Genomic DNA, 20786 nt, shown 5'->3' on the forward strand with positions numbered 1-20786 from the left:
GCGGCGTCCGGCCTCAGAGGACGAAGGCGTCGGTCCAGAGGGCGCCGGAGCGGCCGGAGAGCGAGTCGAGCATCGCCACCGCCTGACCGTCGGTGAGCTGCGCGACGAAGTCGATGATCGCCCGGCCCCGCGCCTTGCCGAGCCGGTCCGGCGTCCGCGGGTGCAGCTCCGCCTCGGCCAACTCGACCAGGTCGTGCAGGCGGCGCGGCAGCCGCGACTCCTCCTCCGGGTCGAGGAGCCAGTCCAGCAGCGCCTCGACCAGGGTGGCGAGGAGCCGCGCCTGGCCGCGCTGGTGCAGTGCCAGGTCGGGCCGGGCCAGCACGAACCGGTGGTGCACGAACTTGAGCACCTGCACCTCGTGCCACTGCGCCGGGGCGAGCAGCACGTGCCCCGAGCGCACCGAGGGCGTCTCCACCACCCTGATCGCGTCGACCAGCCGTGTGGTCCAGCGGGCGGAGAAGCGGGCCACGTACTGCTCGGCCTCGATCGACCCGTCGAACGGCACCGCCAGCAGCCCGTCCACCAGTTCCTCCCGGACGTGCTCGACGGCGGCGGCGAACGCGTCGTCGTCGGCGATCCAGGCGTCCTTGCGGTGCACCTGGCGGCGCAGCCGCTCGATCGCCGAGCCGGGCCGGCGCGCGGCGGTGGCCAGGCCCTGCTCGGTGATCGCCCGCAGGCTCCCGTTCTCCCGCTGCCAGGCGGTCAGCTCGGCGGCGACCGCGCCCTGCTGGAGCACCCCCACCCGGTAGAAGTCCTCCACGTCGTGGATCGCGTACGCGATGTCGTCGGCGGTGTCCATCACCGACGCCTCGACGGTCTGCTGCCAGTCGGCGATCCGCCCGGCGAACGGCTCCCGCGCCTGGCGCAGGTCGTCGATCTCGGTGCGGTACGCCCCGAACTTCGTCGAGCCGCTGGCCGGGTCGTCCGGCGGTACGGCGGCGCCCCGCGGCGCCGGATCGAGCAGCCGCGGGTGCGGATCGGGGTGGTCCAGGCGCGTCCACGGGTACTTCAGCATCGCCGCCCGGACCGCCGCGGTCAGGTCCAGCCCGGTCGTCGCGGCACCGCGGATCTCGGTGGAGGTGACGATCCGGTACGACTGGGCGTTGCCCTCGAACCCGTCGGCGAGCCCGAGCCGCTGGCGGGCCAGCCGGTCCAGCACCCGCTCCCCCAGGTGCCCGAAGGGCGGGTGCCCCAGGTCGTGGGCGAGCGCGGCGGCCTCCACCACGTCCGGGTCGCAGCCGCCCAGCTTCTCCAGCAGGTCCCGGTACCGGTCGTCGGCGGTGAGCCGCTCGGCGATCGCCCGGGCCACCTGCGCCACCTTGAGGCTGTGGGTGAGCCGGTTGTGCACCAGCAGGCCCGAGCCGCCGGGGCTGACCACCTGGGTTACCCCGTTCAGACGGGCGAAGAAGGGTGAGGCGACGATGCGGTCCCGGTCGGCCCGGAACGGGCTGGCCGCCAGGTCGCCCAGCGCCCGCGCGCTGCCACCGAAGAGACGGCGCGCCCGGGGTTCCGCAGGTGGTTCCATGATCGCCACGGTAGCCCGGCAGAATGCAGCACGGAAACCAACTCCGAAGGCGGATCGAGATCGTGACCCTCTCTGTTCATCAGCGGATCGCCGAGGAACTCGGCGTCGCCGAGCGCCAGGTACGCGCGGCCGTGGAGCTGCTCGACGGCGGCGCGACCGTGCCGTTCATCGCCCGCTACCGCAAGGAGGCCACCGGCCTGCTCGACGACACGCAGCTTCGCACCCTGGAGGAGCGGCTGCGGTACCTGCGCGAGCTCGACGAGCGGCGGGCCGCCGTGCTGGAGTCGATCCGCAGCCAGGGCAAGCTCGACGAGGCCCTGGAAGCGCAGATCATGGCGGCGGACTCGAAGTCCCGCCTGGAGGACATCTACCTGCCGTACAAGCCGAAGCGGCGGACCCGCGCGCAGATCGCCCGCGAGGCCGGCCTGGAGCCGCTCGCCGACGCGCTGCTCGGCGACCCGACGCGGGATCCGCGCGAGACGGCCGCCGGGTTCGTCGACGCGGACAAGGGGGTGGCCGACGCCGCCGCCGCGCTGGACGGCGCGCGCGCCATCCTCATCGAGCGGTTCGCGGAGGACGCCGACCTCATCGGCACGCTGCGCGAGCAGATGTGGTCGCGGGGCCGGCTCGTCTCCCGGGTACGCGAGGGGCAGGAGGCGGCCGGTGCCAAGTTCGCCGACTACTTCGACTTCGCCGAGCCGTACCCGAAGCTGCCCTCGCACCGCATCCTCGCCATGTTCCGGGGCGAGAAGGAGGGCGTGCTCGACCTGACGATGGACCCGGAGCCGGAGGGCGACTCCGACGCGGTGGCCACCGGCCCGACCCGGTACGAGGCGGCCGTCGCCGGTCGCTTCGGGATCAGCGACCAGGGGCGCCCGGCCGACAAGTGGCTGGCCGACACGGTGCGCTGGGCCTGGCGTACCCGGATCCTCATCCACCTCGGCGCGGACCTGCGCATGCGGCTGTGGCAGGCCGCCGAGGAAGAGGCCGTCCGGGTCTTCGCCACCAACCTGCGCGACCTGCTGCTCGCCGCGCCGGCCGGCGCCCGCCCGACCATGGGTCTGGACCCGGGCCTGCGGACCGGCGTGAAGGTCGCCGTCGTCGACGCCACCGGCAAGGTGGTCGCCACCGACACGATCTACCCGCACGAGCCGCGCCGGCAGTGGGACGCCTCCATCGAGACCCTGGCGAGGCTGGCCGCCGCGCACCGGGTGGAGCTCGTGGCGATCGGCAACGGCACCGCGAGCCGGGAGACCGACAAGCTCGCCGGTGACCTGATCAAGCGCCACCCGGAGCTCGACCTCACCAAGATCGTCGTGTCCGAGGCCGGCGCTTCGGTCTACTCGGCGTCCGCGTACGCCGCCCAGGAACTGCCCGGGCTGGACGTGTCCCTGCGCGGCGCGGTCTCCATCGCCCGCCGCCTCCAGGACCCGCTCGCCGAGCTGGTCAAGATCGACCCGAGGTCCATCGGGGTCGGGCAGTACCAGCACGACCTGTCCGAGGTGAAGCTGTCCCGGTCGCTCGACGCGGTCGTCGAGGACTGCGTCAACGCGGTCGGCGTCGACGTCAACACCGCCTCCGCGCCGCTGCTGACCCGGGTCTCCGGCATCGGCGCCGGCCTGGCGGAGAACATCGTGCTGCACCGGGACGCCAACGGACCGTTCCGCACCCGGGGCGACCTGAAGAAGGTCGCCCGACTCGGACCGAAGGCGTTCGAGCAGTGCGCGGGCTTCCTGCGCATCCCCGGCGGCGACGACCCGCTCGACTCGTCGAGCGTGCACCCGGAGGCGTACCCGGTGGTGCGGCGGATCCTCACCGCCACGGGGCAGGACCTGCGGTCGATCATCGGGAAGAGCACCATCCTGCGGGGGCTGCGGGCCACCGACTTCGTCGACGACACGTTCGGCCTGCCGACCGTCACCGACATCCTCAGCGAGCTGGAGAAGCCCGGCCGCGACCCGCGGCCCGAGTTCCGCACCGCCGCCTTCGTCGAGGGCGTCGAGACGCTCGCCGACCTGACGCCGGGCATGGTCCTGGAGGGCGTGGTCACCAACGTGGCGGCGTTCGGCGCGTTCGTGGACGTCGGGGTGCACCAGGACGGGCTGGTGCACGTGTCGGCGATGTCCCGCACCTTCGTGAAGGACCCGCACGAGGTGGTCAAGTCCGGCGACGTGGTCAAGGTGAAGGTCCTCGACGTCGACGTACCCCGCAAGCGCATCTCGTTGACCCTGCGCCTGGACGACGACGTTGACGCCGGCCGCGGCGGCGCGGACGGCGGTCGCCGCGAGCGCGGCGGCCCGCGCGGTGAGCAGGGTGGACCGCGCGGTGACCGGGGCGCCGGGCGCGGCCAGGGCGGCTCGGGCGGACGTGGCCAGGGCGGCTCCGCCGGACGCGGCGGCTCCGGCGGCCAGGGCGGCTCCGGCGGCCAGGGCGGCTCCGGCGGGCGCGAGGGCCAGGGTGGCCGCGGCGGGCAGCCGCGACAGGGCCGTGGCGGTGCGACCCCGCCGCCGGCCAACAGCGCGATGGCCGACGCGCTGCGTCGGGCCGGTCTGGCCTGACCGGTACGTGGAGCGGATCCCGCCGATGTGGAGCTGATGTCGCGGACGGATCGAGCCTGTGGTCCGTCCGCGACAGCCACCACCTGGGGACGCCGGGCGCCCAGCGCAGCCGGGCGCCTCGCTCGGCGCTGGCCGTCGGTGCGTCGGTGCGGATGACGTCCCTGTCGAGCTGCCCGCACAGATGGGGCACCGGGCGACGGACCATCGCGTGGTGCCCGCGCCCGGTGTCCCGAGATTCCTCGGGCAATCCGACAATCGGCACCGCGCGGCCGGTGGTCCCATGCACGGGGCAGAGATGGAGCGTTGAACACCAGGAGGCGCTGTTTGCTCAGGTAGAGCGGCTTCCTAAGGGAGGCCGGTTCCGGGATGGCGACCGGTGCCCTGAACACCGGCCTCCGCAGCGCCGCCCTGCCTTGCTCCACGCTGGCCTCAGCGCCGCCGTGGACCACGCCTCGCGAGCCGCCCCCTCACCGCAGGGGCCGTACCCGGTGCGGGCCCTGCACCCGGGCCCACCGGTCTCGGTCGCGGGGTAGAAACGGACGGAGTCACCGTCCGGTGCCGCGCCAGGAATCCGGTAGACGCCGGTGATCAGCAGCATGGGCATACCCGCGACGCCACCAGCATCCCGGCATGCCGACAAGACTCAGACCGGCCGTCGACCCCTCCGAGTGACCGCCATAGTCACGACCTCGACTCCGGACCCCGGGCGGATGGCCACCAGAACGCCGACGGCGCGGTGGGCGTCCTCCACAGCCTCACCGGTTATCCACAGCCCCCGCACCATCGACTTGCCGGCGTGCGCGGCGTCGTGGCCGGCGCAGTCGACGCCGGCATCAGGTGGCTGATCAAAGGGTCGTCAACCGGTTGTCGACCGCGGCGTGGTGCGGACCGTCTGGGTCCGCCCCGCGTTGCCCGCCTGGCTAGACTTCATGATCATGACGGTTGACGTGGGGCCCGGCGAGGTGACGTGTCCGTCCGGGCAGCTGGTGGTCTTGGACGGTGGTTACCTCGAACTGTGGTCCGGCGACCGGACGCCAAGCGACGAAGAGCGTCCGGCAACCGACTTCGCGATCGTCGGGCCGGACGCCGAGGCCGCGGCGGAATCGTTCGACCGGCAGGCCGGCACCCGGCTGTATGACATCCCCGCCCACTCCGTCGCCGAGCTCATCGCGACGTTCGACGAACACTGCCGGGAACACGGGCACGATGCGAGTCTGCGCGCGTACCAGCAGCAGGTTCCGCACCGGGAACGGCTCCGGCATGCCGTCGCGGCCCGGGAGCCGGGGTTTATGGAGCCGGGAACTGCACCTACGCCGGGACGGTGGCGAGTGGCACGTCAGCACCCATGAAACGGGCAGCCTGGACGATGCTCTGGCCGCTTCAGGACATCCCCAGGCACCACTGCCGGGCATGGACGACCCTGACCGGCTGACTGGCGTACTGGATGTACACGCGGCGACCGTGCCGATGACTCTCACACCGATGCTGCACCGCACCGGACTCGCACTCGGACATCCGATCGAGGTCAACGCCGCCTACATCCTTGTGCCCTCGCTGGCCGTCATCCCGCGCGTCGAAACCCTCACCATGGTCGATCAGCACACCATCAACCTCGGCATGGACGGCTACTGCGCCGCCCTCGAGATCGACGCCGACCGGATGGTGACCCACTACCCCGGGCTCGTCCGCCGCCTCGACTGAGGAGGCTTTCCCACCACAACACCAGGCAAAAGCCGCCATCCAGGAGACTGCCATGCGTGCCCTGCTCATCGCCATCGGCGTCGTCGCCATCGTGCTCATCGTGCTCGGACTGATCCTCAAAGCGCTCAAATGGCTGCTAATCATCGGACTCGTGGCCCTGATCGCGGCCATCGTCCTCGGCGTCATCCACGCCCGGCGCGCGCTGCGCTAAAGCCGTCCCGGCTTCCCGTCATGAGTGCCGGACCGCCGCTGCCGGGCTTGTGGCGGCGCGTCACCCCGAATCATCGTCGACGACCCGCCGGCCGGCGGCGCCGGCAGGTGAGCAACCGCGCCGGTGCACCGGGCCCTCCCGGACCGGTGCACCGGCTGCCCTCCGACCAGAGGGCCGGACCGTTCCTGCCTACCGGGCCGATATGGTCCGCACATGGGTGGTGAACCCGCCCGGCGTGTGGGTGTGGAACATCAGGGAGACCCAGTCGTCCTGGTAGCTCCACGTGCTGGCGCACTCCCACGGCAGCGCCGCCGTCGACACCACACCCGGAGCCACCAGCAACGGCACCCCCGCGAAGGTCGTGGACACCGCCGCGTGCGCGTGACCGGCCAGCACCGCCACCACCTGCGGGTGGCGGGACAGCACGGTAGCCAAGGCTGCCGGGTTGCGCAGGCCGATCACGTCGATGAACGGGATACCCAGCGCGGCCGGCGGGTGGTGGAAGCCGACGACGGCAGGAGTCCCGGGGGCGGCGGCCAGCCGGGCGTCCAGCCAGTCTAGCGTGGACGTTGACAGCAGGCCGTCGTCCTCACCGGGGATCGAGGAGTCCACCAGCAGGATCTGCACACCGCCGTGGGCGGCCGCCGACTGCGGTGCCGCCAGATGTTCGGCGAACACCGGCGTCACATCGTGATTGCCGGGGCACATCAGTACCGGGAAGCGGTCGTGCAGAGGCTTCAGCACCTCGCGGAGCTGGGCGTACTCCTCTGCCGTGCCGTTCTCCGCCAGATCACCGGTGATCACGACGGCGTCGAGGGCTCCGGGCAGGGCGCAGAGGTACGACACCACCCGGCCCGCCCGGTCCGCACGTTCCGGGCTGCCGTCGAGATGCAGGTCGCTGAAATGCGCCAGGACGGTCACTTCTGGTTTCCGGCGCTCTGTGTGGCGCCGTCCGCCTCGGCCGGCACCCGATCCGGTGAGTTGTCCCGGCCGTGGCGCCAGCGAGCCCACGCACCCAGGCACATCGCCGCCGACAGCACCACCACGCCGATGAACGTGGCGGTGGACTGGTGCAGTCGCGGGTCGAGGAACTGGGCCAGGTACGTGATGATCAGATTGGTGCCGAAGAGCATCGACACCGTGATCGGCTCGGTGCGGACGATGCCTGCCTGGAGCAGGTACAGCGAAACGATCACACCGACGGTGCTGATCAGCAGGATCGCGCCGATGTTGCGGGGCGTGTACGCGGCGAAGCTGTCCCGGGCGATCAGCAGGCCCAGCGTGACCAGGATGAGCACCCCGAACCGGGACGCCATCATCTGTTGCACGGACATGCCCTTGTCGCCGAGACGCTTGGTGAAATAGGTGACGGCGGACAGCGCGAAACTGGTCAGCACGCAGTAGATCAGCCCCGCCGCCAGGTCACCCTTCGACAGGTCACCGATCGCGGAGGAGCCGTTCCAGGCCGCCGCGACCAGGAACACCATGGCAGCCAGCATGCCGAGCGCGGCGACCACCTCCAGGCGCAGTGCCCGCACGCCGGGGCGCAGCTTGAAGCCGAGCACGATGGTGATGCCGGGCACCAGGCCGAGAATCACCGAGTTCGCCATGGCCGGCTCGAACACGGTGAACGCGTACAGCACCGCGACCCAGCAGACCATGGTGGCCAGGTTCAGCGCGATCACGTCCGGCAGGCAGCGCCGGACCGTGGCCAGCAGCGCCTTCTTGTCCCGGCAGACCAGGAAGTAGAACCCCTGCGCGAGGACGAACGAGTTGAAGGCGATGAACTCCGGGGACAGGTGCTGGACCAGCGAGCCCTCGAACACCGACTTGGTGGAGTTGATGACGCAGTAGCCGAGCACCAGCAGGGTGCCCAGGACGGGAGCGACCCGGGTCGCCGGGGCGGCGCTACGCGACATCGTAGAAGCCCTCACCGTCGAGGTAGCGAGCCGTCATGTAGTCGCGCATCATGACCCCCTCCACCTCGTGGACCAGGTGCACGAGCAGCGGATACGTCAGGTCGTTGATGGTCTGCGAAAGTTCCTGGCCGGGGCCGACCCGGGTCAGCCGGCCGTGGTAACTCTCCAGCCCCTCGATCTCGTCCATCCTCGGGTAACCGATCAGCTTTCCGCCGGTGGGTGCGATCATGTTGACGCACACCGCGTGCCGAGGGGTCTCGTAGTGGTTCTGCCAGTTCGCCAGGAACGTGTCCGGGTCGGTGTACGCGGTGACCGTCCACTCCAGCTGGCTGCTGCCCAGCGCTGCCCGGGTCAGCAGTGGCAGCTCGGCCCCGCAGACACGCGCGCCCGTCTCGATCAGCCGCGGGCCGTCCGGGGTCAGCTTGACCTCGGTGTGCGCGGGGCCGTTCGCCACGCCGAGCGCGTCCAGCACCTTGCTCACGTACGCCACGAGCGCTTCCTGCTCCTGGCCGTCCCGGACCATCAGCTGCGAACCGGCGAGCAGGTCACGCACGCCGTTCACGCGCACGTGATGGGTGCGCCACAGGTCACAGACGTAATGCTTGCCGTCCATGCTGACGGTGTTGACGTAGTACTCGGCGCCGATCAGGTATTCCTGGGCGACCACGCCGTCGTTGCCCTGCCCCAGTGCGCTACGCCGGCCGGTCAGCGTTTCGAACGCGGACCGCACCTCGGCCGCGGTGCCGCAGAAGTGCACGCCGTCGTTCAGCGCACCGCGCAGCGGCTTGAGCACCACCAGGCGGTCGGTGCCGCCGTACCAGTCGAGCAGGGTGTCCAGATCGGTGGCGAGGACCTGGTCGGCGGCCGGCAGACCGGCCGCCTTCACCGTCTCGATCATCCGGAACTTGTCCCGGCGGGCGGCGCTCAGCGCGGTGCCGTTGGTACGCACCCCGATGGCCTCGCTCAATGCGTCCGCCATCTCGACACCGCTCTCCGCACCGGCGAGCAACGCAACCGGAGCGTAGGGGCGGATCGCGGCCACCGTGGCGTCCAGATCACCGGCGTGCACGACGGTGTCCAGGAAGTCGTCCGCCTGGAACGATGCCGCGAACAGCGCGGGCGGGTCAGTCAGGCTCTGCACGTGGAGACAGTCGAAGCCGGCGGCGTGGAACAGCGGGGCCAAGTGCCGTGCGGTCGAGAAGGCGTCGACTATCGCGACGACCGGTCGATGGGGGGTCCTCATGGTCAAAACCTCTCGTCTGTGTGTTCGGACTGTGCGCGGCGTACCGCAGCCCTGAGGAGTCCGGCGAACAGGGGGTGCGGCCGGGTGGGCCGGGAGCGGAATTCCGGGTGAGCCTGCGTCGCCACCAGATAGGGGTGCACGTCATTCGGGTACTCCACGAACTCGATCAAGGACCCGTCCGGTGACGTGCCGGAGATGACCAGTCCAGCCTTGGCCTGCAACTCGTCCCGGTACGCGTTGTTCACCTCATATCGGTGCCGGTGCCGTTCGGACACCTCGGCGGCCCCGCCGTACGCGTCGCGCACGACAGAGCCCTCAGCCAGCACCGCGGGGTACGTGCCGAGGCGCATCGTGCCGCCCAGATCACCGCCGCCGCCGACGATGCCGACCTGTTCCGCCATGGTGGACACCACCGGGAACGGTGTCTCCGGGTCGAACTCGGTGGAGTTCGCTCCGGCCAGGCCCAGTAGGTTACGCGCCGCCTCCATCACCACGCATTGCAGGCCGAGGCAGAGCCCGAGCAGTGGTACGCCATTCTCGCGAGCGAATCGGACTGTCTCGATCTTTCCCGGCACGCCACGCTCACCGAAACCGCCAGGGATGCAGATGCCGTCCACATCGGCGAGCTGTGCCTCGGCGCCCGCCGGTGTAGCGCAGTCCTCGGAGGTGACCCATCGGATACGCACCCGCGCCGAGGCGGCGATGCCGCCGGCCCGGATCGCCTCGGTCACCGACAGGTACGCGTCTGGCAGGCTGCATCGCGTGCAAAATGGAGCGAAACCGAACAAGAAGGATCGATGAACGAGCGCCGTCGCCAGGACAAACACCTGCACCAGGTTTACGAATATGTGCTGCGTCACAAGAAGGTCCAGAACGCCTCGCCTGAATTGGGACTCTCGCGAGCGGAAGTGCAGGGCGCTGTGGCACATCTCATTGGTCTCGGTCTGGTGCGCCACCTTTCCGGCAAGCGCTTCGCAGCCGTTCATCCGCGCGACGCGGCCGAACACGTGCTGCTGCCCCTCGAACATGAGGTACGGGCCCGCCACACCGAAATAGACGAGGCTCGGGACCGGCTGCAGGACTTCGTGCCCATCTTCGAAGCCGGCCGCTCCCGCCTGGCCAGCCCGCCGCCGCCGGTGGAGCGGATCAGATCCCTGGCCGCCGCGCGGGCGATCATCGCCGAACTCCGGAAGGGCTGCACCGACGAGATCCTGAACGCACACCCGGGCAACGGCGGATCGGGCGGAATCCTGGAAGAGACGGTCCTACACGACGAGACGCCCCCGAACCCCGGCGTCCGTAGCCGCCTGCTGCATCAGCATGCGGCCCGGTTCCACGCCGGAGTCGCCCACCGCCTGGACCGCCTGCAGGCCGCCGGCACCGAAGTGCGCACGATCGGCGACGAGTTCAGCCGCCTGCTCGTCTTCGACCGCACCGCCGCACTGATCGAGGACCCGGAGAACCCCGCCGCTGCCATCCTGATCCGCGACCCCGCCGTGATCGGGTGGACGGTCCACCAGTACGAGCGCCTGTGGCAGGCCGCCGAGCCGTACCACACCGGCGCCGACGAACAGCAGGACTTCACGCAGAGCCTGCAGGCCCAGATCGCCGCACTGCTCGCCGATGGCCTGACCGACGCCGCGGTCGCCCGCCGCATGGGCCTGTCAATCCGAACATGCCGCCGCCACGTCGCGGAGATAATGGCGAGCCTCCGCTCGGAGAGCCGCTTCCAGGCGGGCTACCAACTGGCGGCCCGGAGGCTGCGAGGCCGCTCTCCCCAGCCGGTCCCGGCGCCCCACCCCACGCCGGACGGTCCACACCCCACAATGGCGGCGGGGCCGGACGGGCAGCAGCACGAGGAGCGTCCGGTACCGGGCCCCGGACCGTCCTGACGGGTCGGCGGGGCAGGGGCCGTGTCCGGGTTGAGCCGGGCGTACGGCATCGCCGCGCCGGACCGGGTGGTGAACATTCCGGTCGATCCGATCTGCCGGTAGAGCATCCGCCGAGCAGCGGCCGAAGGGACCTCGTCCAAGCCGTCAAGGATGAGTGCCCACGGCCAGGTCCTGAGCCACTCACGCAGCTGAACAGGCTGAATATCCTGCTCCGTGCGCTTCTGGATCATGGTGGAAATCCACCGGAGCAAGGTCGTCTCGGTCCCCGTACTGATCTCCTCGGCGCACTTCGCCAGGTCCACCCTGACCGGCCACCGACGGTTGCTGGGCACGCCCAGTCCAAGCCGCTCCAGGGCCGCAACGGTGCCGTCGACCACCTCACGTGCGAGGGGCCAAGATCGGCCTCCTGGAGCATGGCAGCGCGGTACGCCTGCGCGACCAGCTGGCTGAGGGTCGACTTGCCCTGGCCGGGACCGCCAACGACCACCGGTTGCCGTACACCAGGGTGGAGGTGCTGGCCGGTTCGACGGACAGTGCGGTCGCGACCAGGAAGAGCACCGGGGTGATGGGTCAGCGTGCCAGATCACAAAACCTTTGACGTGCAGGCCGCTGTCGCGCGTCTCCTTCTCGTTGATTTTCTTGGCGATGAAGCTGTTGATGGTATCGATGCCACCCGCCTCCGCGACCGCGGTCAGATCGACATTCGTCACGAAAATCAGGTAGTCGGGCAGACGGGAGCGGGTGCGCTCCGCAACGACCTTGATCCATCTGGCGACCTCACGGGAGATCTCGCCCTGGAGCCAGACCGCGTTGTCGCGCGGTTCCGGCTTCGGTTTGATCTGGAACTTCGACTGCAGGACCACGTAGCGGGTCCAGGCGTCGATCCGGTCACTGACGCCCGTCGACGTGGCCGACCAGTTGATCGTCGCGGTGTACGTCGCCTCGCGGCCGCCGTCAGGTCCGTCGCCGAACACCTGGACACCCGGCCCGATCTCCAGACGGCCCAGCGCGACGATCATCTGCTCGAACGCCCGTGACCCGAGGCGGTTCAGGTCATAGTCCGGCATGCGATCGCCCTCGTCACAGTACGGGCCGGGTCGCCCTCGCACCTGGCCGGCGCATGCCGCGCCCGGCTCCCGATGTCAGGTGGCTGAGCCTACGCCGAGGTGCGTCGCCCGCTCCTATGCCGCGCCAGCGGTCCTGCACGTACGGTCGGCGGTCGGCTCCAACGGGGACACTCCCGCGACCCTCTCGGGTATTTCCCTACAGGAGGCGGGCAGGTGGTGGACGACTGCCTGCGAGCCGACGCGGCCTGATTGAGCCTCGGACGGGTGCGCCGGGGTGCGATTCAACGACGTGTCGTTAGCACGACAACCTCCGCACCACCCGCCCGCTGATCCCATCCACGGGGCAGCACGACAACCTCCGCACCACCCGCCCGGCGACCCAATGCACGCGGCGGCCGCGACAGTGTCCGCAACCGGCACCCGGCGGTCCCGTTCATGGGGCAGCTCGACAGCCTCCGAACAGGGTTCCCGCCCGCCAACGGATAGGACCGCGGTCGTCGGGGCGCGGCGTCGGGGCGTACCGTCGCGGTCGTGGGTGCGGAGGACGGCCTGGACTGGCGGGAGCGGCGGCAGCGGGCGGTGGCGGCGCACGCGGCGGCCGACGAGCGCCGGCGGGCGGCCGAGGCCGCGGAGGCGGCGGAGCTGGTCGCCTGGTTCGTCGCCGAGGCCCGGCGGCGCGGGCTGCCGAGCGAGCGCCTGACGGCGCGGTCGTACGACGGTCGCGGCCGGTACCGGACCCGGCTGCGCGGCTGGTACGTGGACCGGGCCCGCACGCGGGCGGTCGACGTCGACGGCCGGTTCCACCTGCTGACCGTGCGGGGCGGCCTGCGTGCCCGACTGTTCGGGGCGGACCCGCAGCCCGGCCCGGCGCCCCTGGTCATCGGCGCGGGCGGGCGCGACGGGGAGTCCGTGCCGCTTCGGGTGCTGCTCAGCCGGCGGCTTGACGACGCCGCGCCAGGTGCCACCAGGTCTGCTGCACCACCAACGTGAGCAGGCCGGCGAGCACGATCGCGCACAGGTTGATCAGCAGCTGCAGCGCGGAGCCGGCCGCCTCGTGCCACACCCCGTACGCCGTGGCGACCGCGACGTTCGCGGCGGCCGGCACGGTGGTCACCGAGATCAGCACCCCGACCAGGCTGCCGGACTTCTTCGAGGTCAGCGAGAGCATGCCGGCCACGCCGGCGAGCAGGCCCACCACCCAGGAGAGCGCGTCGGGCCGCCAGATGAAGTCGGTCAGCGGACGCTCGGCCAGCAGCATGTCGCGGCTCACCAGGTCGGCCGCGGTCAACGCCCAGGTGCTGACCACCGTGAGCGCCATCGCCGCCAGGAACCCGACGACGAGGGCCTGCACGGACCGCATGATGACCCGCCCCTTGCGGCGCAGCAGCGCGACGCAGAGCGCGGCGAGCGGACCGAACTCGGGGCCGACGACCATCGCGCCGACGATGAGGATCGGCTGGTCGAGGAGGACGCCGATGCCGGCGATCATCGTGGCGACCGTGATCAGCACGAGGTAGGTGGCGGAGAGCTCGGTCTGCTCCCCCGTCTTGGCGGCGATCTCGTCCCAGACGATGGCGTCCGCCCCGCTGCCCGGTGCCTCCCGGGCGGCCCGCTCGGCGGCGGTGGAGATCGTCATCTCCACGTCGTCGGCGGAGATCCCGCCGTGCACCTCCACGCCGAGCTGCTGCAGCCGGTGCAGCACGCCGTCGGCGCTCTCCCGTACGACGTCGCAGAGGATGAGGTCGCCCCGCGGTTGGCGGGCGGCACCGTCGAGCACCGCCAGATGGGTCACCCCGGGTTCGGTCGTCAAGAGGTCGACCACCGCCGTGGACCGGTCCGGCGGCGCGATGACCCTCAGGTGCAGCACGTCTCTCCCCTCGCGGCAGCGTGATCGGACCTTACTGCCTCAGCCGCCGTCTCCCAGCCGAAGGGGAACCCAGCCTCCAGGTTGCGAAGCTTTACCGGGAGCAAGTCCGCCATATGGCTAGCTGTCGGATCAGCCTGCTACTCCCCCCGGTGTCCGGGCTCCCCTGGGCGAGTTGGGTGGACGAGGAGGGCTTCCTGTGGCTTGAGGAGTACCCGGTGACGCCTGGTGTGACCGGAGAACGCGTGCTCAACGGCCACATCTTCGCCCTCTACGGCGTGTACGACTACTGGCGGCTGACCGCCGACTCGCGGGCGGTCGCGATCTTCGACGGCGCTGCCTCGACCCTGCGTCACCATGTTCCCGCGAGCTTCCGCGCTCCCGAATGGATCAGCCGGTACTCGGTCGGCTGTCCCAACTCGGCGGGCGCGGTCCTCGAGCAGAAGTCGCTGACCTTGTCCCGCCAGTCCAACGCCAACGCGGATCAGCGCATCCGCGTTCGGGGCCGCGGCATCCATTACCGGATCTACAACGGCGCCCTGGCCGGCTACCTGGTAGCAGAGGCACCGGGAGACCGGGTCCTGCTGGGTGCGGTGGCGAAACACGCGTACACGCCGGAACGGACGCTGCGCTTCGCGTCCGGAACATACACGGGGTATCGCTACAGCGCGGGGTGGACCGTGACCGAGCGCAGAACGTTCACCTTCTCCCGGAGTTCCGCGGCCCCCTTCAGCGCTACCGCCTGGGTCAACGGTCGACTGAGCTACCAGATCACGGCTGGTGCCTACGCGGGCCTCTGGCTACCGGCCGTCGAGGGCCTCACGCCTGCACCATGACCCGCGCACGGGATGCCACCGGCACCCGTGTCCTCCCCCGCTGCTCGGCGTTTGTCCCGACGGGATCGGAGTTCTATGCCTGTTTGCGCCATCCCTCACGCACGTGCCTGATACAACCTTTTTCAGAGGTTTGTCCGATTGACCGGGAGGTAGGAACGGTGCCGGTGTCTGCTGTGGTGACGCCCGAGGGTCCTCCGCGGTCGATCCGACCCGCGCGGGGAAAGCGGGTGCTGGACATCGTCGCGGCGGCCGTCCTGCTCGTGCTGCTCGCGCCGGTGATGGCGATGGTCGCCCTGCTGGTCGCCGCCGGGCTCGGGCGGCCCGTGCTGTTCCGCCAGTGCCGCGCCGGTCGCCACGGTGAGCCGTTCGAGCTGGTCAAGTTCCGGACCATGCGTCCTCCGGACCCCCGGCGCGGCCTCGTCGGGGACGCGGACCGTCTCACGCCGCTGGGTCGCTGGCTGCGCTCCACCAGCCTCGACGAACTGCCCACGCTCTGGAACGTGCTGCGGGGCGACATGAGCCTCGTCGGCCCCCGCCCGCTGCTGCCCGAGTACCTGTCCCGCTACTCTGCCAGCCAGGCCCGTCGCCACGAGGTACGGCCCGGCGTCACCGGGCTGGCCCAGGTCCGCGGCCGCAACGGTCTGAGCTGGGAGGAGAAGTTCGACCTCGACGTGGAGTACGTCGAGACGTGCAGCCTCCGCCTGGACCTGTCGATCCTCATCGCGACCGTGCGTACCGTGCTGCGGCGGGAGGGGATCTCGGCAGCCGGTGTGGCCACCGCACCGGAGTTCCTCGGCACACCGGCCGGAACGGTGCCGACGGCCGGGCCGGGGATCCCGCCGTCGGCGACGCCCCGACGGGCCGCCACGGTACGGCAGGGCGGACGTCGATGACGCGCACCGTGTACCTGTCACCGCCCGACGTCGGGCCGCTGGAGGAGTCGTACCTCATCTCAGCCCTGCGTTCCGGCTGGGTCGCGCCCGCCGGCCCGGACCTGGACGCCTTCGAACGAGAGGTCGCCGCCCGTATCGGCACCCGCGGCGCCGTGGCGGTCAGTTCGGGGACCGCGGCACTGCACCTGGCGCTGCTCGGTGTGGGCGTCTCCCCGGGGGACACCGTCCTCGTCCCCACGCTGACTTTCGTGGCGACCGCGAACGCGGTCCGGTACACCGGTGCCCGGCCGGTCTTCGTCGACTGTGACCCGCACACCGGCAACGTCGACGTCCCGCTGGTCGCCGAGTTGCTGAACCGACTGCGCTCGCGCGGTGAGCGGATCGGCGCGGTGGTGCCGGTCGACATGTTCGGCAGTTGCGCGGACTACAGCGCGCTGCTGCCCGTCTGCGCGGAAGCGGACGTTCCGGTGGTGGAGGACGCCGCCGAGGCGCTGGGCGCAGCGCACCACGGCCGGGCGGCGGGTTCGTTCGGTCGGGTCGGCGCCCTGTCGTTCAACGGCAACAAGATCATGACCACCTCCGGCGGCGGGATGCTCGTCTCCGGCGACATGGCGCTGCTGGCCCGGGCCCGGCACCTGTCCACCCAGGCGCGGGAGCCCAAGGCGCACTACGAGCACCGCGAGACCGGGTACAACTACCGGCTCAGCAATCTGCTGGCCGCGTTGGGCCGGGCGCAGCTCGTGCGGTTGGACGGGATGATCGGCCGCCGCCGGCAGCTTCGTGACCGGTACGCGAAGCTCTTCGCACCGGTGCCGGGTGTCGAGCTGGTCGGCGCCGAGGACACGGCGTCCAACTGCTGGCTCACGGTCATCCGCGTGCGCCCGGAGCGGTCCGGCTGGACGGCGGCCGACCTGGCTGCCCACCTCGCCGCCAGGGACATCGAAACGCGCCCGGTGTGGAAGCCGATGCACCGGCAGCCGGCGTACGCGGGCTCGGAGAGCCTGCTCACCGGGGCTGCCGACGACCTGTTCGCCGAGGGGCTGACCCTGCCCAGCGGCAGCGCCCTCACCGAGCGGGAGATCGTGTCCGTCCTCGGCGCGATCGACGAGTTCCTGAGCGCCCGGACCGGAGCGTCGTCCGCGTGACGCCACTGGTGGTCGTGGGCTGCGGCGGCCACGGTCGGGAGGTGCTGACCATCGCCCGGGCGGTGGTCGCCGCAGGTGGGCCCCGCTGGCACCTGGCTGGGTTCGTCGACGACCGGCCCTCCGACGAGAACCTCAAACGGGTGCAGCGCCTCGACGTGCCCTACCTCGGCGGCGTCGCGTGGCTACGCGACGCGCCGCCGGACACGCACCATGTGATCGGCATCGGGGACCCGCGGGTGCGGCGTGCCGTCGCTGCGCGGGTCGACGCGTACGGGACACCGGCCGCGAGCCTCGTCCACCCGGACGCCACCGTGGGCCCGGACACCCGGTACGGGGCGGGGTTCGTCGCCTTCCCCGGCGCCCGCGTCACCACGAACGTCACCCTGGGCCGGCACGTGCACCTCAACCAGAACGCCACCGTGGGCCACGACTGCGTACTCGCCGACTTCGTCTCGGTCAACCCGCTCGCCGCCATCTCGGGCGACTGCCGGCTGGCGGAGGGCGTCCTCGTGGGCACCACGGCGGCGGTGCTGCAGGGCCTCCGGGTGGGGCGGGACAGCACCCTCGGGGCCGGCGCCTGCGTGGTGCGGGACGTCCCGGACGGCGTGGTGGTCAAGGGCGTTCCGGCGCGCTGATCCGGACCGGCCGTCATCGGCAGTAGTCGCGGCTGAACGGACTGCGTCCCGAGAAATCGCCCAAACGATGCGCCGGAGCCTGTAACAAGGGCAAAGAGTGCAAAACTCCTTCTGCCCCTCGGGTGGAAGCGGTCGGAGACGGGAGTCACACATGCCGCAGGACGCCGGAAGCGCCGAACATGCCGCCCAGAAGTCCCGCCGGGGCCGGGCACGCCGGCGCGCTCTGGGTCTCCTCGCCACCGACACCGCCGCCTGGATCGGCGGCTTCGTCACCGCGGTCTGGACGCGATACGAGTTCCACCTGCCTCCCGGGCAACTGAGCCGGGCCGCCACCGTCGGCGGCCTCGCCGCGCTGCTGTACGTGGCGGTCGCCGCGGTACGCCGGCTCTACTCCGGACAGCATCCGCTAGGCAGCCTCCAGGAGGTACAGGGTCTCGCCAGCACCGCCACCACGACCGCCGCCATCATGCTCGTCGGGCTGCTGCCCTCGCCCGACCGGCCGGTCCCGGCCAGCACTCCGGTGGTCGGCGGCGCGCTGGCCCTGCTGTTCATGCTCGCCGCCCGGTTCGCGTACCGGCACCGTCGCGACCTCGCGATGCGTACCGACGTACGCTCCTCGACGCCCGTGCTGCTGTTCGGGCTCGGTGACGCCGGTCAGGGGCTGCTGCGGGCGATGGTGGGCGACCCGCGCGGCCGGTACCTGCCGGTCGGCGCGCTGGACGACGACCCCGACAAGCGAAACCTGCGCATCGGCGGCGTCCGCGTGCTCGGCGGCCGGGAGGACATCGCCGAGGCGGTCCGGCGTACCGGGGCCACCACCGTGATCCTCTCCGTCGCCAACGCCGATGCCGCCCTCATCCGGCAGATCCGCGAGGCTGCCCTCCAGACCGGCGCCGCGTTCAAGGTGCTGCCGCCGGTCCGGGACCTGGTCGACCACCGGATCACCGTGACCGACGTCCGCGACGTGCAGATCAGCGACCTGCTGGGACGGCGCCAGGTCGTCGGTGACCTGCCGCTGAGCGGCAACAGCCTGGTCGGCCGGCGGGTGCTGGTCACCGGCGCGGGCGGCTCGATCGGGTCGGAGCTGTGCCGGCAGGTCATGAAGGCCGACCCGGGCGAGCTGATGATGCTCGACCGCGACGAGTCGGCGCTGCATGCCCTTCAGATGTCGCTGAACGGGCGGGCCCTGCTGGACGGACCGGAGTTGATCCTCGCCGACCTCCGCGACGACGAGCGCATCCGGCGGATCGTCCGGGAGCGGCGACCGGACGTCATCTTCCACGCCGCGGCCCTGAAGCACCTCACGCTCCTGCAGCGCCACCCGGGCGAGGCGGTCCTGACGAACGTGTGGGGCACTCTGACGGTCCTGGACGCGTGCCGGGACGTCGCCAGGTTCGTCAACATCTCCACCGACAAGGCGGCCGACCCCGTCAGCGTCCTCGGCTACTCGAAGCGGATCACCGAGCGGCTCACTGCGGACGCCGCGTCCCGCTTCCCCGGCACCTTCCACAGCGTCCGCTTCGGCAACGTGCTGAGCAGCCGGGGCTCGGTGGTCACCACGTTCCAGAAGCAGATCGAGGCCGGCCGTCCGCTCACCGTCACGCATCCGGAGGTGACCCGCTACCTGATGACCGTGCAGGAGGCGGTGCACCTGGTGCTCCAGGCGGCCGAGATCGGCCGGGACGGGGAGGCGCTGGTGCTCGACATGGGTGAGCCGGTGCGGATCGCCGACCTCGCCCGCCAGATGGCCGAACAGGCGGCCAGCACCGTGCCGATCGTCTACACCGGACTTCGCCCCGGCGAGAAGCTGCACGAGGATCTGTTCGGCACCGGCGAGGTCGACGCCCGCGCGCTGCACCCGCTGATCTCGCACGTCACGGTGCCGGCGCTGGACCCGCTCGAGGTGAGCGGCCTGGACCCGTACGACGCCCCGGAGAAGGTCGTCGCCCAGCTCGTCCAGCTCTGCTCCCAGCCGGTCGGGTCCGCCGGCCGGGCGGCCCAGGTGCCGCTCTCGCGCTGACCACCCGAATCGTTGGAGCGGGCCGGCGACCCTCGGGTCGCCGGCCCGTTCCGTGTGTTCTTCTCTGCTGGTCGCCGGCGGATCGGTCGCCGAAGCAGGCGGGTCAGTGGCGGATGCCCGCCCAGTCGTGGTGCCGCCGGACGGTCGACAGGATGAAGTCGACGACCCGGCGCGAGGTATCCGGGACCAGGTAGTCGACCGGGCAGGGCACTCCGTGGGTGGCGACCTGGTCCACGGTCACCTGGACCGCCTCCACCGCGCCCTCGGGGTCGAGGCCGGTCATGATGATGCCGCCGGCGTCGAGCGCCTCCGGGCGTTCGATCGACTCGCGCAACGTCACCGCGGGGAACCCCAGGACCGCCGACTCCTCGCTGATCGTGCCGCTGTCCGAGAGCGTGCAGTACGCCTTGGTCTGCAGGTGCACGTAGTCGAGCAGGCCGAACGGTTCGTGGAAGGCTATCCCGTCCAGCACCGTCGCGTCCGGTGCCAGCGCCTCCAGCCGCTTACGGGTCCGCGGATGCGTGGACACCAGCACCGGGTGTCCCCACCGGTCGCGGACCGCACGCAGGCAGTCCAGCAAGCGCGCGAGCCGGTCCGGCCGGTCCACGTTCTCCTCCCGGTGTGCGCTGACCAGGAAGTACCGGCCGGGCGTCAGCTCCAGCTGGCGCAGGATCGTCGAGGCGGCGATGTCCGCCCGGTAGTGCTCCAGCACCTCGCGCATGGGTGACCCGGTGTGCAGGATCCGGCGCGGGTGCAGGCCCTCGGCCAGCAGGTTGCGCCGGGCGTGCTCGGTGTAGACGAGGTTGAAGTCGGCGACGTGGTCGACCAGCCGACGGTTCGTCTCCTCCGGCACGTTGAGGTCGAAGCAGCGGTTGCCGGCCTCCATGTGGTACACCGGCACCCGCATCCGCCGGGCCATCAGCGCACCGATGCAACTGTTCGTGTCGCCGAGCACGAGCAGGGCGTCCGGCCGCAGCTCGGCGATCGCGGCCTCCACACCGACCAGCACGCCGCCCAGCACCCGGCCGAGCGACGACGTGTCGACGCGGAGGAAGCGGTCCGGCTCCCGGATCCGCAGTTCCTTGAAGAAGATGTCGGACAGCGAGCTGTCCCAGTTCTGACCGGTGTGGACCAGCACGTGGTCCACCGCCGCGTCGAGCCTGGCGATCACCCGGGAGAGCCGGATGATCTCCGGCCGGGTGCCCACCACCGTCATCACCCGCGTCATGTAGGTGTGCCTTCCGCCGAGCCGGCCCAGCTTCTGCCGGCAACTGTCG

Annotated in this window: 17 protein-coding genes and 1 pseudogene; 10 read left to right on the top strand and 8 right to left on the bottom strand. The window is 71.2% G+C overall.

All coding sequences use genetic code 11. The features are described from left to right. Window positions 1–13 precede the first annotated feature (13 nt). Window positions 14–1525, bottom strand: a complete 1512-nt coding sequence (locus HCJ94_RS11435; protein ID WP_168000965.1) for a deoxyguanosinetriphosphate triphosphohydrolase family protein — start codon at window positions 1523–1525, stop codon at window positions 14–16. Window positions 1526–1587: 62 nt separating this feature from the next. Here HCJ94_RS11435 and HCJ94_RS11440 point away from each other — a divergent pair, with 62 nt between their 5' ends. The 4 genes from HCJ94_RS11440 (at window position 1588) to HCJ94_RS11455 (ending at window position 5995) form a co-directional block, all read left to right on the top strand. Continuing rightward, window positions 1588–4083, top strand: a complete 2496-nt coding sequence (locus tag HCJ94_RS11440; RefSeq protein ID WP_168000966.1) for a Tex family protein — start codon at window positions 1588–1590, stop codon at window positions 4081–4083. An 878-nt stretch (window positions 4084–4961) separates the two neighbouring features. After that, window positions 4962–5432: a hypothetical protein gene (locus tag HCJ94_RS11445; protein WP_168000895.1), complete on the top strand. Its 471-nt coding sequence runs from the start codon at window positions 4962–4964 to the stop codon at window positions 5430–5432. Beyond that, on the top strand, window positions 5344–5784 hold the full coding sequence (locus HCJ94_RS11450; RefSeq protein WP_168000967.1) for a putative glycolipid-binding domain-containing protein: 441 nt from the start codon (window positions 5344–5346) through the stop codon (window positions 5782–5784). The genes HCJ94_RS11445 and HCJ94_RS11450 overlap by 89 nt, the downstream gene beginning before the upstream one ends. Before the next feature lie 52 nt (window positions 5785–5836). Continuing rightward, the gene (locus HCJ94_RS11455) at window positions 5837–5995 is read left to right on the top strand and encodes a hypothetical protein (protein WP_168000968.1); all 159 of its coding nucleotides are present in this window, start codon (window positions 5837–5839) and stop codon (window positions 5993–5995) included. A gap of 189 nt (window positions 5996–6184) precedes the next feature. Here the strand turns inward: HCJ94_RS11455 and HCJ94_RS11460 are convergent, their stop codons facing one another. The 5 genes and pseudogenes from HCJ94_RS11460 to HCJ94_RS11480 all read right to left on the bottom strand — a co-directional run bounded on the left by HCJ94_RS11460 (window position 6185) and on the right by HCJ94_RS11480 (window position 12116). Then, on the bottom strand, window positions 6185–6916 hold the full coding sequence (locus HCJ94_RS11460; RefSeq protein ID WP_168000969.1) for a phosphodiesterase: 732 nt from the start codon (window positions 6914–6916) through the stop codon (window positions 6185–6187). Continuing rightward, window positions 6913–7914 carry a DMT family transporter gene (locus HCJ94_RS11465; RefSeq protein ID WP_240944137.1) on the bottom strand — a complete coding sequence of 334 codons (1002 nt, stop codon included), beginning with the start codon at window positions 7912–7914 and terminating at the stop codon, window positions 6913–6915. The genes HCJ94_RS11460 and HCJ94_RS11465 overlap by 4 nt, the downstream gene beginning before the upstream one ends. After that, window positions 7904–9157: an ATP-grasp domain-containing protein gene (locus HCJ94_RS11470; protein ID WP_168000970.1), complete on the bottom strand. Its 1254-nt coding sequence runs from the start codon at window positions 9155–9157 to the stop codon at window positions 7904–7906. The genes HCJ94_RS11465 and HCJ94_RS11470 overlap by 11 nt, the downstream gene beginning before the upstream one ends. 2 nt (window positions 9158–9159) lie before the next feature. Beyond that, a pseudogene (locus tag HCJ94_RS11475) lies at window positions 9160–9909 on the bottom strand (glutamine amidotransferase-related protein); the annotation flags it as partial. A 986-nt stretch (window positions 9910–10895) separates the two neighbouring features. After that, window positions 10896–12116, bottom strand: coding sequence for a hypothetical protein (locus tag HCJ94_RS11480; protein ID WP_168000971.1), 1221 nt, complete (start codon window positions 12114–12116; stop codon window positions 10896–10898). Between the two features lie 531 nt (window positions 12117–12647). Between HCJ94_RS11480 and HCJ94_RS11485 the strand changes: the two genes are divergently transcribed. Then, the gene (locus HCJ94_RS11485; RefSeq protein ID WP_168000972.1) at window positions 12648–13106 is read left to right on the top strand and encodes a hypothetical protein; all 459 of its coding nucleotides are present in this window, start codon (window positions 12648–12650) and stop codon (window positions 13104–13106) included. On the opposite strand, the gene HCJ94_RS11490 is transcribed toward HCJ94_RS11485, so the two are convergent. After that, window positions 13045–13983 carry a DUF389 domain-containing protein gene (locus HCJ94_RS11490; RefSeq protein ID WP_168000973.1) on the bottom strand — a complete coding sequence of 313 codons (939 nt, stop codon included), beginning with the start codon at window positions 13981–13983 and terminating at the stop codon, window positions 13045–13047. The two genes, HCJ94_RS11485 and HCJ94_RS11490, sit on opposite strands and share 62 nt — an antisense overlap. 176 nt (window positions 13984–14159) lie before the next feature. Here HCJ94_RS11490 and HCJ94_RS11495 point away from each other — a divergent pair, with 176 nt between their 5' ends. The 5 genes from HCJ94_RS11495 to HCJ94_RS11515 all read left to right on the top strand — a co-directional run bounded on the left by HCJ94_RS11495 (window position 14160) and on the right by HCJ94_RS11515 (window position 19509). Then, window positions 14160–14816 (top strand): D-glucuronyl C5-epimerase family protein, encoded by a 657-nt coding sequence (locus tag HCJ94_RS11495; RefSeq protein WP_168000974.1) that lies wholly within the window; start codon window positions 14160–14162, stop codon window positions 14814–14816. Window positions 14817–15043: 227 nt separating this feature from the next. Then, window positions 15044–15709: a sugar transferase gene (locus HCJ94_RS11500; RefSeq protein WP_309227223.1), complete on the top strand. Its 666-nt coding sequence runs from the start codon at window positions 15044–15046 to the stop codon at window positions 15707–15709. Then, window positions 15706–16854: a DegT/DnrJ/EryC1/StrS family aminotransferase gene (locus tag HCJ94_RS11505; RefSeq protein WP_168000975.1), complete on the top strand. Its 1149-nt coding sequence runs from the start codon at window positions 15706–15708 to the stop codon at window positions 16852–16854. Before HCJ94_RS11500 ends, HCJ94_RS11505 begins: the two co-directional genes overlap by 4 nt. Beyond that, entirely contained in the window at window positions 16851–17489 is a 639-nt protein-coding gene (locus HCJ94_RS11510; RefSeq protein ID WP_309227224.1) for an acetyltransferase, read from the top strand. Before HCJ94_RS11505 ends, HCJ94_RS11510 begins: the two co-directional genes overlap by 4 nt. A gap of 151 nt (window positions 17490–17640) precedes the next feature. Next, a complete protein-coding gene (locus HCJ94_RS11515) occupies window positions 17641–19509 on the top strand; it encodes a nucleoside-diphosphate sugar epimerase/dehydratase (protein ID WP_168000976.1) in 1869 nt (622 codons plus the stop codon). A gap of 103 nt (window positions 19510–19612) precedes the next feature. Here the strand turns inward: HCJ94_RS11515 and wecB are convergent, their stop codons facing one another. Beyond that, complete coding sequence (gene wecB / locus HCJ94_RS11520; protein ID WP_168000977.1) at window positions 19613–20737, bottom strand: non-hydrolyzing UDP-N-acetylglucosamine 2-epimerase; 1125 nt, start codon at window positions 20735–20737, stop codon at window positions 19613–19615. Window positions 20738–20786 lie beyond the last annotated feature (49 nt).

Source organism: Micromonospora thermarum (assembly GCF_012034245.1).
GTDB classification, from domain to species: Bacteria; Actinomycetota; Actinomycetes; order Mycobacteriales; family Micromonosporaceae; genus Micromonospora; species Micromonospora thermarum.